At 42.2% G+C, this 15,118-nt stretch carries 12 protein-coding genes and 2 pseudogenes; 6 read left to right on the plus strand and 8 right to left on the minus strand.

All coding sequences use genetic code 11. The features are described from left to right. The 4 genes from O9300_RS06170 to O9300_RS06185 form a co-directional block, all read left to right on the plus strand. The coding region (locus O9300_RS06170; RefSeq protein ID WP_287970660.1) for a hypothetical protein at positions 1 to 210 on the plus strand (210 nt) is incomplete at its 5' end. 127 nt (positions 211 to 337) lie between these two features. Continuing rightward, on the plus strand, positions 338 to 3,307 hold the full coding sequence (pruA, locus tag O9300_RS06175; RefSeq protein WP_287970661.1) for an L-glutamate gamma-semialdehyde dehydrogenase: 2,970 nt from the start codon (positions 338 to 340) through the stop codon (positions 3,305 to 3,307). Positions 3,308 to 3,690: 383 nt separating this feature from the next. Beyond that, a complete protein-coding gene (locus O9300_RS06180; protein WP_287970662.1) occupies positions 3,691 to 3,861 on the plus strand; it encodes a hypothetical protein in 171 nt (56 codons plus the stop codon). 128 nt (positions 3,862 to 3,989) lie between these two features. Further along, complete coding sequence (locus O9300_RS06185) at positions 3,990 to 5,624, plus strand: alpha-D-glucose phosphate-specific phosphoglucomutase (protein WP_287732981.1); 1,635 nt, start codon at positions 3,990 to 3,992, stop codon at positions 5,622 to 5,624. A 68-nt stretch (positions 5,625 to 5,692) separates the two neighbouring features. Here the strand turns inward: O9300_RS06185 and O9300_RS06190 are convergent, their stop codons facing one another. The 7 genes and pseudogenes from O9300_RS06190 to O9300_RS06220 form a co-directional block, all read right to left on the minus strand. Next, the gene (locus O9300_RS06190; protein WP_271930435.1) at positions 5,693 to 6,103 is read right to left on the minus strand and encodes a tellurite resistance TerB family protein; all 411 of its coding nucleotides are present in this window, start codon (positions 6,101 to 6,103) and stop codon (positions 5,693 to 5,695) included. Continuing rightward, complete coding sequence (locus O9300_RS06195) at positions 6,093 to 7,445, minus strand: 16S rRNA (cytosine(967)-C(5))-methyltransferase (protein WP_002760081.1); 1,353 nt, start codon at positions 7,443 to 7,445, stop codon at positions 6,093 to 6,095. The genes O9300_RS06190 and O9300_RS06195 overlap by 11 nt, the downstream gene beginning before the upstream one ends. Continuing rightward, a complete protein-coding gene (locus tag O9300_RS06200) occupies positions 7,442 to 7,993 on the minus strand; it encodes an alpha/beta hydrolase (protein WP_044034764.1) in 552 nt (183 codons plus the stop codon). Before O9300_RS06200 ends, O9300_RS06195 begins: the two co-directional genes overlap by 4 nt. Positions 7,994 to 8,260: 267 nt before the next feature. Next, positions 8,261 to 8,772 (minus strand): annotated as a pseudogene (locus O9300_RS06205) (IS1-like element transposase); the annotation flags it as partial. Positions 8,773 to 9,027: 255 nt separating this feature from the next. After that, positions 9,028 to 9,927 carry a hypothetical protein gene (locus O9300_RS06210; protein ID WP_287970665.1) on the minus strand — a complete coding sequence of 300 codons (900 nt, stop codon included), beginning with the start codon at positions 9,925 to 9,927 and terminating at the stop codon, positions 9,028 to 9,030. Next, complete coding sequence (locus O9300_RS06215; RefSeq protein ID WP_287970667.1) at positions 9,914 to 10,165, minus strand: hypothetical protein; 252 nt, start codon at positions 10,163 to 10,165, stop codon at positions 9,914 to 9,916. Before O9300_RS06215 ends, O9300_RS06210 begins: the two co-directional genes overlap by 14 nt. Before the next feature lie 350 nt (positions 10,166 to 10,515). Next, positions 10,516 to 10,677, minus strand: coding sequence for a hypothetical protein (locus O9300_RS06220; protein WP_172969774.1), 162 nt, complete (start codon positions 10,675 to 10,677; stop codon positions 10,516 to 10,518). 263 nt (positions 10,678 to 10,940) lie between these two features. On the opposite strand from O9300_RS06220, the gene O9300_RS06225 reads away from it, so the two are divergent. Both O9300_RS06225 and O9300_RS06230 read left to right on the plus strand, forming a co-directional pair. Then, positions 10,941 to 12,197, plus strand: coding sequence for an AAA-like domain-containing protein (locus O9300_RS06225; protein WP_287970670.1), 1,257 nt, complete (start codon positions 10,941 to 10,943; stop codon positions 12,195 to 12,197). A 176-nt stretch (positions 12,198 to 12,373) separates the two neighbouring features. Beyond that, the gene (locus O9300_RS06230) at positions 12,374 to 14,617 is read left to right on the plus strand and encodes an AAA-like domain-containing protein (RefSeq protein WP_287970673.1); all 2,244 of its coding nucleotides are present in this window, start codon (positions 12,374 to 12,376) and stop codon (positions 14,615 to 14,617) included. Between the two features lie 11 nt (positions 14,618 to 14,628). Here O9300_RS06230 and O9300_RS06235 read toward each other — a convergent pair. Further along, positions 14,629 to 15,118, minus strand: a pseudogene (locus O9300_RS06235) (ammonium permease); the annotation flags it as partial.

The raw sequence follows: 15,118 nt of genomic DNA on the forward strand, positions 1-15,118 counted from the left end.
ACACCCCACACCCTACACCCTACACCCCACACCCCACACCCTACACCCCACACCCTACACCCCACACCCCACTACCCCACTACCCCACTACCCCACCTCCCCACTTCCCCACACCCCACACCCCCACTTCCCCGCTTGATCGAGTACAATAGAGTGTTCAGCAAAAGCGATCAGCTATTAGCTTTGATTAGTCCTTCGGTAAGAATATAAACCAGAGAAAAGAGCCATTAAGAGCGGCAATCAGCTGAAAAAGCTCAAAAACTGAATTTTAGGCTGAAGGCTGACGGTAGCTTGCTGAAAGCTGAATCCCGTTGATAATTTTTTTACTTGAATCACCGTGGTTATCCAAATCGACTCAACTCAAAACTACGAAACCAAAACCCAAGAGATCGCTAGACAACTTTTAGCCGAAACTCGGGAAAAAAAAGGTCTTTGGTCTGCTTTACAGGATCAAATGCGTTGGGATGATAAATTACTCGATTGGGCAATGTCTAACCCCAATTTACGAGTACAATTATTCCGTTTTATTGACTGTTTACCCGCTTTACGCAGTAATGCCGAGATTGCTAATCATCTCCAACAATACCTCGGTGATGCTTCCGTAGAACTGCCCAGTGCGCTGAAAAGTATCCTCAACTTTAGTGATCCTAACTCCCTACCGGCTCAAACGGCCGCCAGTCTGATCAGTAAATCCGTAGAAACCTTAGCTCGTAAGTATATCGCCGGGGAAGACCTAGAGCAAATTACTCGCACTGTCACCCGTCTGCGGAAGGAAAAAATGGCTTTTACCATAGATCTCCTCGGTGAAGCGGTAATTACTGAAGCGGAAACCCAAGTTTATCTACAAAGTTATCTGGATTTAATGACCCATTTGGCTCAAGAAGCGACCAAATGGAATAAAGTTAGCCAAATTGATGAAGCGGACGGCGACTTATTACCACAAGTGCAGGTTTCTGTCAAGCTAACTGCCTTTTATTCTCAGTTTGATCCCATGGATCCGATTGGCAGTAAGGAGAAAGTCTGCGATCGCATTCGCCTACTGTTGCGACGCGCTCAGGAGTTAGGGGTAGCAGTCCATTTTGATATGGAACAGTACGTTTATAAAAACCTCACCCTGGCTATCCTGAAAGAATTACTCCTAGAAGAAGAATTTCGCAGTCGTACCGATATTGGCATCACCCTACAGGCATATTTAAGAGATTCTGCCCAAGATTTACAAGATTTAATTAATTGGGCCAAAAAGCGCGGTTATCCCCTGACTGTCCGGCTAGTCAAAGGCGCTTACTGGGATCAGGAAACGATTAAATCTCGGCAAAATCATTGGCCACAGCCGGTATATAACGAAAAATCGGCCACCGATGCCAATTATGAACGGATGACGCGGTTATTATTGGAAAATCATCAATATTTATACGCCGCCATCGGTAGTCATAACGTGCGATCGCAAGCCTTGGCCTGTGCGATCGCAGAAAGTTTAGAAATTCCCCGTCGTCGCTTTGAAATGCAGGTATTGTACGGCATGGGCGACCAATTAGCCAAAGCCTTAGTGAAGCGGGGTCATCGGGTGCGGGTTTATTCCCCCTACGGACAACTCTTACCCGGTATGGCCTACCTAATCCGCCGTTTATTAGAAAATACCGCTAATAGTTCCTTCCTACGGCAAAATTTGGAGGATCGTCCCGTGGAAGATTTAATCGCAGCCCCCCGGGTTTTAGGCCAGGATAACCCGATTATCCCCGGTTTTCCTAATGCCGCCGATACAGATTATGCCAACGAGCAATTACGAAATAAAGCGAGTCAAGCCCTTACTTTTGTCAAAAATTCCCTCGGTAAGACCTATTTACCCCTAATTAACGGCGAATACGTCACCACCAATGTTCAAATTAATTCCGTTAATCCCTGTAACCCGCAGGAAATAGTGGGGAAAGTAGGCTTAATTGAGGTGGAACAGGCAGAAAAAGCGATCATAGCGGCGAAACAGGCTTTTCCCGCTTGGAAACGCACCCCAGTGGCTAAAAGAGCCGAAATACTGCGAAAAGCGGCGGATTTGATGGAAGCGCGACGACACGAGTTATCGGCCTGGATTTGTTTGGAAGTGGGCAAAGTTATCCAACAGGCGGATCCGGAAGTGTCAGAAGCGATCGATTTTTGCCGTTATTACGCCTCCGAGATGGAAAGACTGGATTTAGGGCATAATTTCGACGTAGCAGGTGAGAATAATCGTTATTCCTACCAACCCCGGGGTATTGCTTTAGTGATTTCTCCCTGGAATTTCCCCCTAGCCATTGCGGTGGGGATGACAGTAGCGGCTTTAGTAGCGGGTAACTGTACGCTATTGAAACCTGCCGAGACTTCCTCGGTGATTACGGCGAAATTTGCCGAGATTCTCCTAGAAGCGGGTATTCCTGCTGGAGTCTTCCAATATATCCCGGGTAAAGGTTCGCAAGTGGGGGCGCATTTGGTTAGCCATCCCGATGTTCACCTAATCGCCTTCACCGGTTCACGAGAAGTGGGCTGTCGCATCTATACAGATGCCTCCATCGTGCAAAAGGGTCAAAAACACCTAAAACGAGTTATCGCCGAAATGGGCGGCAAAAATGCCCTAATTGTCGATGAGAGTGCCGATTTAGATCAGGCCGTTGTCGGTGCGGTTAAGTCCGCTTTTGGCTACACCGGCCAGAAATGTTCGGCCTGTTCGCGGATAATCGTTCTGGAAAGCGTCTATGATAGCTTTGTTGATCGCTTTGTCGAGGCTACCGGGTCCCTCAATATCGGGCCGACGGATTTACCGAGTACGGAAGTAGGACCGGTTATCGACGAGAAAGCTCAAGCAAGAATTCGGGAATACATCGAAACTGGTAAAAAAGAGGCAGAATTGGCTCTAGAAATGCCAATTCCAGAAGTGGGTTACTTCGTCAGTCCCACCGTCTTTAAAAATGTTCCCCCTGATGCGGTAATAGCGATGGAGGAAATTTTTGGTCCAGTGGTGGCGATTATCAAAGTGAGTAATTTCGAGGAAGCTTTAGCTGTAGCTAACGGAACCGACTATGCTTTAACCGGCGGCTTATATTCTCGCACTCCTGCCCATATTAACCGAGCTACGCAGGAATTTGAAGTGGGAAACCTCTATATTAACCGGGGAATCACCGGTGCGATTGTCTCCCGTCAACCCTTCGGGGGTTTCAAGATGTCGGGGGTAGGTTCCAAAGCAGGGGGTCCCGATTATCTGCTGCAATTCCTCGAACCTCGTCACATCAGCGAGAATATTCAACGTCAGGGATTTGCACCGATTGAAGGGGCCGATTAAGCGATATAGCTAAAATTGGTTATTATTGGGGGTTTATACCCCCAAATCTGGTTCATTTATCGGCTAAGACTAAATCCAGTTATTAAAAACTGATTATTTATTCTCCGTTTTGCCTATTGCCTTTTGCCTCTCCTGATATTTAGCCTATACTCAAGGGATTTAGTATTACTTGCCACTTGATCACTCAATCCAAGCTTTTGGGGGGTTCTACCCCCCAAACCCCCCGTTGGGGGCGTGGCGCCGCCCCCAAACCCCCCGCGCATTAGTTTTTCGGTGGGATGCTTACACGCAGCCGCTGACGCATCTGTAATAATTTAAGAGTCACTCCGCTTGCAGGAGTGCCTCTCCTGATATGTAGCTTATACTGAACGGATTTAGTATGATTGACGAATTGGCGTTATTTCAGCTTCTATTTTCAAGTCAGTATTCAGGAATCAGGAGACTATTGTTATTTGTTTTCCCTTCTCCCTGCTCCCTTCCCCCCACTTCCCTATCTCCCCACTCCCCTATCTCCCCCCCGCAACGCGCACGAAGTAGTCTCCCCACTCTCCTAGACTTTTTAAACAGGATTTAGTATGACAGGGGACTCCCCAGCTGTTGTCTTTCCTAGCTGATTTCTTGGCTGTCAACCTACTGCTATATACTTAAGTTGACAATTGCCTCAGCCTATCAAGAAAAGACTATGACGATTGAAACCGTTGCCACAAAACCCTTTAGTGACCAAAAACCGGGGACTTCCGGACTACGAAAATCCGTTCCCGTTTTTCAACAACCCCATTATCTGGAAAATTTTATTCAAGCTATCTTCAATACTTTAGACGGTATCGAGGGTCAAACCCTAGTTGTCGGTGGAGATGGTCGTTATTATAACCGTCAAGCTATTCAAACTATCCTGAAAATCGCCGCCGCTAACGGTATCGGTAGAATACTCGTGGGAACCGATGGTATTGTCTCCACTCCCGCTATTTCTGGGTTAATTCGTGAAAATAACGCTTTTGGCGGTATTGTTCTCTCCGCTAGTCATAACCCCGGCGGTCCGGAGGGCGATTTTGGCATTAAGTACAATATTACTAACGGCGGACCGGCCCCGGAAAATATCACCGATGCAATTTATGCCGAGACTAAGGTGATTAGCAGTTATAAAATCCTCTCAGGGGCCGATATTAATCTCGATCGCCCCAGTTCCTTTAAACTGGGAACTATGGATGTGGAAGTGATCGATGCGGTCACTCCCTATGTCAAAATGATGGAAAAGATTTTTGATTTCGATCGCATTCAGACCCTACTCACTTCTGGTAAGTTTAAAATGTGCATGGATTCTCTCCATGCGGTAACCGGTCCCTACGCTTATGCCATATTTGAACAGCGTTTAGGCGCGCCCAAAGGTACAGTATTAAATGGTATTCCCCTAGAGGATTTTGGTGGTGGTCATCCCGATCCTAACCTAGTCTATGCCCATGATCTGGTAGAAATTCTCTTCGGTCAAGAGGCTCCGGATTTTGGGGCTGCTTCCGATGGAGATGGCGATCGCAATATGATCCTCGGTCAGAATTTTTTTGTTACCCCCAGTGATAGTTTGGCGGTACTAACAGCCAACGCTCATCTAGTACCGGGCTATCAAAATGGTATCACGGGAGTAGCGCGATCGATGCCCACCAGTGCGGCGGCCGATCGAGTAGCGGCTAAACTGGGAATTGACTGTTATGAAACTCCCACCGGTTGGAAATTCTTCGGTAATTTGTTGGATGCGGGGAAAGCAACCCTTTGCGGGGAGGAAAGTTTCGGCACGGGTTCCAATCATATTCGCGAAAAAGATGGTTTATGGGCGGTTCTTTTCTGGTTAAATATTTTGGCAGTTAAAGGGGAATCTGTAGAGGAAATTGTTCGCAGTCATTGGCAAGAATTTGGTCGTAATTTCTATTCTCGTCATGATTATGAAGAAGTCGCCTTAGAACCGGCAAAAGAGATGATGGCACGTCTCCAGAAGTTGGTTTTAGACCTTAAGGGTAAACAATTTGGTAACTATGAAGTGGAATATGCCGATGATTTTAGCTATACGGATCCCGTGGATGGTAGTGTGAGTAAAAATCAAGGCATTCGCATTGGTTTTACCGATGGTTCTCGGATTATTTATCGTCTATCGGGTACGGGAACTAAAGGAGCAACTCTCCGGGTTTATCTAGAAAGTTATGAACCGGACGCAAGTAAACACGATATCGACACCCAAAAGGCCCTACAACCCTTAATTGATTTAGCCGAAGAAATCGGTCAAATTCGTCAATCTACCGGACGGGAACAACCCACAGTTATTACCTAAAATCTAGGGATCAGCTATCAGTTTTTATCGGGGAAATTTTTGACCTGCTCATCACTGATAGCTACTCCTTAATTACTTTCAGTAATTGCTTTGTGGTACAATTTCTGAATTCCCGTCACTAATTTATCTAACATCGATCGATGGCTATCATGAGTCGGATCAAAACTCTGCACTTTGGTTAATAATTTTGCTTCCTGTACGTCCACGTCGTCATCGCTATAGATTAAAGTGCTAATCGATGTTAGTAGATCTTGATAGATTTCTGGACTAGGATTATCGCCTAAATAGGACTCTAACCATCGATAACATTCACCGGTTTTAACTGGTTTTAGTTCCGATAATAGTGGTTTTATCTCCGGATCATCATCAAGTTTTTCCCTCACAGCTACCTGTCGTAAATAATTTCTTTCTGATGGTTGAATGACACCATCAATCCAAGCAACACCGATGAGAATTTTCAGTAATTGTTTATTTTTCATCCCACACTTCCTTGACTAACTTAGCCATAAAAAAACCGTCTTGATTATGCCGATGGGGTAACACTTCGATCGCTCCCGTTTCTGTATAGTATTCTGAGAAGCATGAATTAGAGTCAGGAGTGGCCATTTTCCAATCGGGATGAGCGGCTAAAAACTGCTCGATCACTCTTTCATTTTCTAACGGATCGAGAGTACAGGTGGCATAAACTAAGATTCCCTTCGGTTTTACCCAAGTGGCAGCCGAGGCTAAAAGTTCCCCCTGTCGTTTGGCTAGTACAGGTAAATTTTCGGGTGTTTGTCGCCAACGTATATCAGGACGCTTGTGCAGGGTTCCCAATCCTGAACAGGGAGCATCGATTAGTACACGATCGGCGATGCCGTGCCACTGGGGACGATCGCGACTATCCCCTAGATGTATTTCGATCGCTTTTAAGTCTAATCTTTTAATATTGGCTTCTAACTGTCGTAAACGGGATGCCGTTTGATCACAGGCTAATATTCTACCTCGATCGCCCATTAATTCGGCAATATGAGTGGTTTTTCCCCCCGGTGCTGCACAAGCGTCGATAATTGTCTCTCCGGGCTGGGGATCGAGTAGATAAGTGACTAATTGGGCGCTAATATCCTGTAGGGTGTAATTTCCGGCTCGAAATCCCTCTAAACGCTCAATATTGCCTAAACCAGAGGTTAAACGGCAAGCTAGAGGTAACTTAAGATAATTAAAAGTTATATTGGCTGATTCTAACTCATTTTCTAGGGCTTCTAGGCTAGTTTTCAGGGGATTAATCCGAATATCGAGGTCAGGAGAGCGATTAAACCATTGACACAGTTGTTCCGTTTCCGTAACACTAAAGCGATCTAACCACAATTGCACCAACCAATCGGGGAAACTGTGGAGAATACCCAATCTAGAAGCGGTATTTTCCGGTAAAAGTAAAGGATCGTCGCCATTAGCAGTTAAACGGAGATATTGCCGCAGCATTCCGTTAACCACCGCCGCTAATTTGCCTAAATGACTGATTTTAGTTAATTCTACCGCCGTATTCACCGCCGCCGATGGGGGAATCTGGGATAGATAACGCAGTTGATAAAGACCAATATGGAGAATTCGCCGTAAATCCGGGGGTTGCTGGGCCGCGGTTTTTTTCCCCAAGCGATCGAGCAGCGCATCCAAAGTTCTTTGTCGGCGCATTATACCATAAACAATCTCCGTTGTCAAGGCTTTGTCAAGACAATTTAAGGAACTAGCGGACAAATGGCGATCAAGAGCGCGATCGGGATAGGCGGAGGAGCGATCGATATCCCGTAAAATCAGCAAAGCCAGCTGACGAGCATTATTCATGCAGTTTCTAGACGATTGCGGAGGAATTGGCGTAAAATAGTCAGTGCCGGAATCGGGATTTCGTGACCCATATTTAACTCGTGATATTCGACGTTAACCCCCAAACCAAGCAGTAAATCCCTGGCTTGACGAGCAGCTGCGATAGGAACGACGGGATCCTGCTTACCATGAACAATTAAGACATTTTGTGGTCCTTGGGGATGGGGTTCACCGTGCAGATAACCACTCAAGGAACCCAATCCCGCCAAGGGTAAAGATAAACCCACATCCAGCGTCATCGCTCCCCCTTGGGAAAAACCAGTCAAAAAAGTCCGCTCTAGGGGAATACCGGTAGTTGCTTCTAGGGAAATAATCCAATCGTGCAACTGTTGACGACTAGCGACTAAACCTTGATAATCGGAGGTTTCTAAAGCATACCAGGCGCGTCCCCCCGGCACTTGGGGATGATCGAAGGGAGCATTAGGAAACAAAAATTGACAATCAGCTAGATCCAGCATCGATGCAAGGGGGGCCAGATCCATGGCATCTGCACCCCAACCGTGCAGCATGATCACTAGATAGCGAGCGGGATTTTCCGGGGAAGGGGGAATGACAATCGGGTTAAAAGACAGAGTTTTTTCCTCGCAATTCTCTTTTTTCTCTATTCTATAGCGATTTTCCCGGCAGTGAGATGGGTGTTGGGGGAGTCTTTTCAGTGATCAGCTTCTGAAGGCAAAAGGCACTCATGCAAAAGGCAGCTTTAATCTCCCAACTCCGGCACTCCCAACTCCCATCACCCCACACCCCACACCCCACACCCTGTCCCCAGGAAAAACTTTTTCAGCATACCCTAAATAGTAACCAATAATTTCCCTTGTCTTTCTATCAATTAACCGCCAAATATAAACCTTTATCGTCTTAGAAAAAACCAAAGACCACATCTCATCACATTCTCTAAACAATTTACCTTTTGGTTTGTCCGAAACCTTTACTTGACGGGGAACAGCCGCCAGTTTATTGTTGACATAATTTTGTAACCATGACCAACTTACCCCTGTTACTCTCGCAATTCCTCGCAAGGAAATTCGTTCGAGCAAGAGTTGATCAATTAATTGTTTGGTTTCGTCAGAGACGGTTTTATTAGTGGGATTGATCACCAACGGTTGACCACATTCTTTACCTTGACGTTTGGGTTTTCCATTATGAATAGAACCATTCTTGATAGTATGGTGAGAACCACAACGCTTGACAGGGGAATAGAGGTGAAGGGGGTATTTTGTTCGGTGCTAGACTGATATTTGAGTCAGCCAGACAGGAGCCAGAAAAAGATATTTATTATAAAAGTCATGCTCAAGCTAGAGGTTTAAAGACTGAGCGGGTTGCAATTATTTTTATTAATAAATATTTAACACAATTCATACCAGGTAAGCAAGAGGGCTACGCCACTACTACCGAATTATTACCACATCGGTTACTTTTTTTCTGATCCAGATAGCGAGAATTGTCAGGAAAAGTCAACCCATCACTCCCGCTCAAGGATTTTTATCGATTCCAGTTAATCGATTAGAGACAGTACAAGTGTATTTAATTAACTGGCCGACGTTTAATTTATCCTACTATTCCCCTGTTCTATGTCTCGTAGTCTTTCTAAAATTTCTGATTTATCCGAGTCATTTCTAATTTTCGAGTCATTTATAATTTTATTGATCTCTTCATAAGTAACCTCCCTTATATCAAATAATAACCATATTAATCTTTCTCTCTTATCCTCGTCACTAAATTTTTCCCCGATGATAGCGTTTAATTTTCCTTGATATTTCTCTTGCGTTTCTTTCAGTGTAAATCTACTGATTAATTCTTGGATGTATTCCTGAAGAGTAACTATTTGAAAACAATTAAATTTAGGCTTGATAGAATTATATAGGCTGGTTCTCTTCTTTAGCAGTTTCGTGTCTAAAGGCTTAATAATAGATATTTGAAATCCTTGGTACAACTCTAATAGCTTTTTGATCAGACTGGAGACAGGATTAATTGTCGATAAGCTAAATCCACCCGTTACTTGGTCGATTTGTTCTAAATTAGGGTTTAAGGAACTAATAATAAAACCGAAGACCAGAGCAATGATTAAACCAACATATACATTATCCTCGATTGAGCTTAATAGAGAAAATATAAATTGAATAAAAAGGTATAAGAGTATTGATATAAGAACTTTGAGAATTAATAACCTAACAAAAGTATTTAAAAAATCCTTTTTTAAATCGGGAAATAAATGACGAATCCTAAAAGCTGAGAAATAGGTACTTCTAGTTTCAACTGCTACTCCAATAATTATCGCAGTCACCACAAAAGGCCACCGATCTTCTCCCAGAAGTTTCCGTATTTCACTAGAAAGGTCGGTGGCGGCAGTTGTCTGAGAATCTACCAAAAATAGGTAATGGGTGAATGAACTGAAAAAAGGAAACTTATCTAATTCCGTTAGAACCTGACTACAAAATACCATTTACCCTCAGCCAACGAGTTTTCCAAGTGGGAGTAAAGATTTTGTAGCTTTCTTCTTCATTGACTTTGATATAGCCTTTGTCCGCTAGTTTTTCTAATTTATCTTGTAAGTTAGCTTCTCCAATTCTATCTGTTTCAATTTCAAAGCTCAAGACAGTGGCAGCATTAACTTTGAGTAAATCAGATAAAAGAGACTTCTCCGCGGAGGTTAAATAATTGGTATCAGTTGTTTTAGCCATAAAATTCCAATAAATTTAGGAATGTTGCTGAGGGGTATAAACCAAATTAGATAAAACGTCAATCAAGTCAGATGGACAGGAGCCTAGTTCATGACTGTACTGATTATAGTATAGGATTATGCCTACCAGTTACTTTTTGGTGAAATGTTCACAATCTTACATTATGGGCGCAAGCAGTTCGAGCAACTCACTGACCACGTTGCGCCCCTACATTGCACCAACTTTCTTTGTTAAGTAGGTGGGTGGAATTAAATATAAGATGAACGTAGGTTGGGTTGAAGCATGAAACCCAACCCCCGCATGGGTTACGCTACCGCTAACCCATCCTACAAATAATTGTGCCTCCCTACTTATTCCTCCAAGATTTTCGTGGCTTGAATCAGGATTTCGATAAGATCGACGAGTTTTGGTTTTGCTTCTTCTTGGACACGACTATCTTCCCAAAAAGGCAGCAATAACGCGAAAGTGATTAGAGCTAAAGATAGCAGCTTTTTGATTTTTCGATAATGCACGGTCGTTGCTCCCTATAGTTTTTTTTCTATCCTTCATATTTACGCATCGAAGTGTGAGTCGAGGACTGGGAATTGTGATATTATGTCTGACTTTTATTTGAAGACTAATTTGTGTCTGAATCTCTAGGTTCTCATAGAACAATTTAAAATGTCTGAGATATGTCTGAGTTTTTTGTGATACGTTTGAGTAAATGTCTGAGATACGTTTGATTTATTTGAGATAAGATTAGGTTGTCATTAATTTTTCAATAATCTTCACGGTTATGGGGCGATCGCTTAAAGTAAAATCGGAATATATCCCTAGAGTCAAACAAGCAGTTAAACGCAATGGTTACGGAACTCAACAGCTGCTTGCTGAGGAGTTAGGGTTCGCAAAATCGACTCTTAGCCTTTTTCTTAACGGTAAATCGATTAGTAATCTCAATTTTTTTGAAATTTGTCAAAAATTAGCCCTTGATTATCAAGAAATCGCTGACTGGGATGAGTTGGAGGAAACACCAGCTGCCACGTCTGAGGATGAGGGAGAAAACCGGGCCGCGGATTTTTCCAAGTATATTGAACGTCCTCCAGTGGAACAGCTTTGTCTGGAGACGGTGAGTCAAGCAGGTTCATTATTGCGGATTAAATCAGCCAAGGGGATGGGTAAAACCCTATTAGTCGATAGAATTTTGAGTCAAGTTGACAAAAGAGAGTATAAAACCGTCAGTTTCAGTTTTTTACAAGCAAGTAAAGGCATTCTCAGCGATTTAGACCGATTGCTCTCTTGGGTTGCTTTGATTATTTCCAAGAAATTAGGATTAGCAGCTCTCTTTCAGGAAAAATGGCAAGAAGGATTAGGACTTTATAGCTGTACTGCCTATTTTGAAGACCATTTGCTCAAAAAGCTGGATAAACCCCTAATTTTAGTTTTAGAGGAGATAGATAGTCTCTTTGCCTATACCAGCGTTGCCGACGATTTCCTTAGTTTATTTCGTCTTTGGCACGAGGAGGCAAAAAATAATAATACTTGGCAAAAGTTACACTTAATTATCACCTACTCCACAGAAAATTATGTTCCTGCTGACCTGAATAAATCTCCTGTGAATGTAGGAACAGAAATCCTGTTACCTGATTTTACTCTAGAACAGGTCTTGATTCTAGCCAATAAATATCAGGCTGACTTGGGAGAAGATGAACTGCAAAAAATAATTAATCTTGTCGGGGGACATCCCTATTTAATCCAAAAGGCGATTTATGGGATTACCCAAAAACAACTGTCTTTAGCAGATTTTTTAGAGACAGCATCCGAGGAAGCGGGGATTTATGGGGATCATTTGCGAGGACATTTGCTAAACTTACAAGAACATCCAAACCTAGCAGCAGGAATGAAAAAGGTTGTAGAGTCCTCTTCTCCCGTTGATTTAGGTGCAACAATTAATTGGCAACTTCATAGTTTAGGATTAGTAACCTTTGTGCAGAATGCTGTTCAACCCCGTTATCCACTATACAGCGACTATTTTAGGTATCGCCTATCCTCCTAAAATCCAATATATTGAGTTAAACTGTTGTACATCTAAATCTAATATTCGTTTTCACCTGTTCCCCGTTCCCCCATCGAACCCAGAACTTTAAATGCGGACTAGCTTAGGCACAGATAACCTTTGATTAAATTATTCATCGAACTTAACCAATCAGACAAATTGCTAATTTTAATGCTATGGCGACCAATTTTTATCATGTTGGAGGCAGCGTTCCCCTAGATGCACCTAGTTATATCAAGCGGGAAGCAGATGATCTATTTTATAACTATCTAAAAAATGGACAGTATTGCTATGTGTTAAATTCCCGTCAGATGGGAAAATCAAGTTTGTGGGCACAGACACAAAAACGACTGCAAGAGGATAATATTGATTGTGCTACCATTGATTTGAGTGGTATAGGAAAAAACATCTCCGAAGATATTTGGTATCGAGTATTATTTGAGCAACTGGTTAAACGGTTTGATCTTTCTATTCGGGGAAAAGAGCAAACTTGGTGGGATGAACGAGCCTATAAATCAGCTATTAATCGTCTTGATCAATTTGTTGAGGAAATTCTCTTAAAGGAGGTATCCCGACCTATTGTTATCTGTTTCGATGAAATTGATAGCGTTCTGAGTTTAAAATTTTCCACAGATGATTTCTTTGCTTGGCTGCGTAGCTGTCATGAAAAACGTCCCCATAATAGGGATTACCAACGTCTAACCTTTTGTATGTTGGGGGTAGCGGCAGTTTCTAACTTTATTCTAGATAATAATCGTAGTCCTTTTAATATTGGTCAAGATATTCGATTATCTGGATTTACTATAAAGGATGCCAGAAAACTTGCCGAGGGATTGCAGGACAAAGTTATCGCACCAGAACGGGTTTTAGAGGAGGTTATAGACTGGACAGGTGGACAACCGTTTTTAACTCAAAAAATTTGTCATTTAATCTCCACATCTCGCCCTGGATTTGGCAAGGAATCCCCAGCAACCCCGATTACTGTCGGCGATTTTATCCAGTCGCAAGTAATTAGTAACTGGGTATCTCAAGATAGTCCAGAACACCTAAAAACTATTCGGAATCGTTTATTAAATAAGCGTGTCACGGGTAGAAGAATGCTGAAGCTTTACCTAGAAATTTTAAAAAATGGTGAAATTACCGATGATGGTAGTCCCGATCAAATAGAATTACGCTTAACAGGATTGGTAGTTCAAGACCGACAAAAGTTAAAAGTTTATAATAAGATTTATAGAAATGTTTTTAATGAAAATTGGGTGACAACGGAATTAAATAAAATCCCTCCATACATTGAAAAGTACGAAGTTTGGTTAAATTCAGGGGAAGATGCTAGTAAACTTCTTTCTGATCAAGATTTAGCAGAAGCTTTAACTTGGAGTGAAAATCAAGATATTAATGAGTCAGAAAAGCGTTTTTTAGAGTTAAGTGAAATCGCAGCCAAACGAAAAGCACAGATAGCACGTCAAGGGGAAGCATATCAACTGGCTGAAAAACAATTAACGCCCAAATTTGAGGAGAATCAACGAGCAGCTTTAATTGAGGAAACTTTAGCTTGGACGGGTGGTAACTTGGAGTTAACGGAAATAGTTATCGGTTTGCTAATCGACAATCAAAATGAGTTGCGGGAAGGAGAAGAAAAACCAGTAATTGAACAATTGATTCAGAAAAATATTGTAGAAAATTGGTTACAAAATAAAGCGGCAGCCCATCTCCAGAAAATACAAAACAGTCTCTTAAATCCTGATAAAAATGTTAGGTCAACATTAGAAATCTATCAAGACATTTTGCAGGGGAGAGTCTTTGCTGATAATAAACCGGAAAAATTGGCACTTCAGCAAGCAGAATTAGTAATTAAAAATAATGAGTATCTAGAAGTGGCCAATCGAATTTATAAAGGGGTATTTAATGTTCAATGGGTTAAACAAGAACTAGAAAAATTAGTTGATGTGGAGAATTCTCCTGCTGGTTTAACTAAAATATTATCTTTCTTGGCACTATTAGGCTTTCTTGGATTTACTTTCTTGTCATTTGAGCAACCAAAAAATCCTGTGGGGACCCCCTCACCTAGTATTCCAGAAATTTGTGCTAAACGAGATGAGAATATTACCTTAAAAGAGAATATTCAACAACTGCAAGACTTGAAAAGGAAACAAGGTGATCAGTTTCCTGAAAAGTGTGGGACTCAATTAACTGAATTAAGGTTAATTCAGCAAGCAGTAGGACTAGCTAAAAATAATTTTGTCGCTGATGTGCCGGGTAGAGAAGGTGGTTTTGAAATTTTGTGCAAAATCCCCCCAACTTCTGATAACTTTAAAGAAGCTCAATCTTGGGCAAAAAGTTGGCATAATGACAGATATTGGAAATCGCGCATCGATCGAGCTTTGCAAGATAATCCAAATTGCCAAAAACTTATTGAATAAACATTAATTTTTCAATCACTAAATACCCCATCGCTACCCGTTAATTCCTCGGGTAATGATACTCGGATTCCTTCCCTTCCCCGTGACCAAAATAAAAAGAATAGGTCAGAAACATTGAAGGATTGACTCCTGACAACAGGAGAGGAATTAACCTGTGGGTTCTTTTGACGTAAAACAATTACTTGCATATAGTAGAGGAGATTGCCAATCATTAGCCAGAGAATTAAACTAAAAATAAAGGTAAATGCCATGACTACAATCCATCCAAAAAATTGAAAAGCGACTTGAGATATAGGACTATCCTGTGTTAATCCATTGGCAAATTCTCTCGCATCTTTATTACTAAATAACCCCACCGCCATTGTTCCCCAAAAACCACAAAAAAGATGTACTGGAATTGCTCCCACTGGATCATCAATTACTTTAGTTTTAATTAATAATTCTTCTCCTAATAAGATAATAATGCCACTAATGCCACCGATGATAATAGCTGATTTGATA

It is taken from the genome of Microcystis sp. LE19-195.1E, assembly GCF_027532095.1.
In the GTDB taxonomy this organism is placed as follows: domain Bacteria; phylum Cyanobacteriota; class Cyanobacteriia; order Cyanobacteriales; family Microcystaceae; genus Microcystis; species Microcystis aeruginosa.

Excerpts from the sequence above, each read along its gene's own strand:
- O9300_RS06195 (WP_002760081.1), bottom strand. The coding sequence starts at position 7,445 with ATGAATAATGCTCGTCAGCTGGCTTTGCTGATTTTACGGGATATCGAT.
- O9300_RS06185 (WP_287732981.1), top strand. The coding sequence starts at position 3,990 with ATGACGATTGAAACCGTTGCCACAAAACCCTTTAGTGACCAAAAACCG.
- O9300_RS06215 (WP_287970667.1), bottom strand. The coding sequence starts at position 10,165 with ATGGCTAAAACAACTGATACCAATTATTTAACCTCCGCGGAGAAGTCT.
- O9300_RS06225 (WP_287970670.1), top strand. The coding sequence starts at position 10,941 with ATGGGGCGATCGCTTAAAGTAAAATCGGAATATATCCCTAGAGTCAAA.
- O9300_RS06200 (WP_044034764.1), bottom strand. The coding sequence starts at position 7,993 with ATGCTGCACGGTTGGGGTGCAGATGCCATGGATCTGGCCCCCCTTGCA.
- O9300_RS06210 (WP_287970665.1), bottom strand. The coding sequence starts at position 9,927 with ATGGTATTTTGTAGTCAGGTTCTAACGGAATTAGATAAGTTTCCTTTT.
- O9300_RS06190 (WP_271930435.1), bottom strand. The coding sequence starts at position 6,103 with ATGAAAAATAAACAATTACTGAAAATTCTCATCGGTGTTGCTTGGATT.
- O9300_RS06230 (WP_287970673.1), top strand. The coding sequence starts at position 12,374 with ATGGCGACCAATTTTTATCATGTTGGAGGCAGCGTTCCCCTAGATGCA.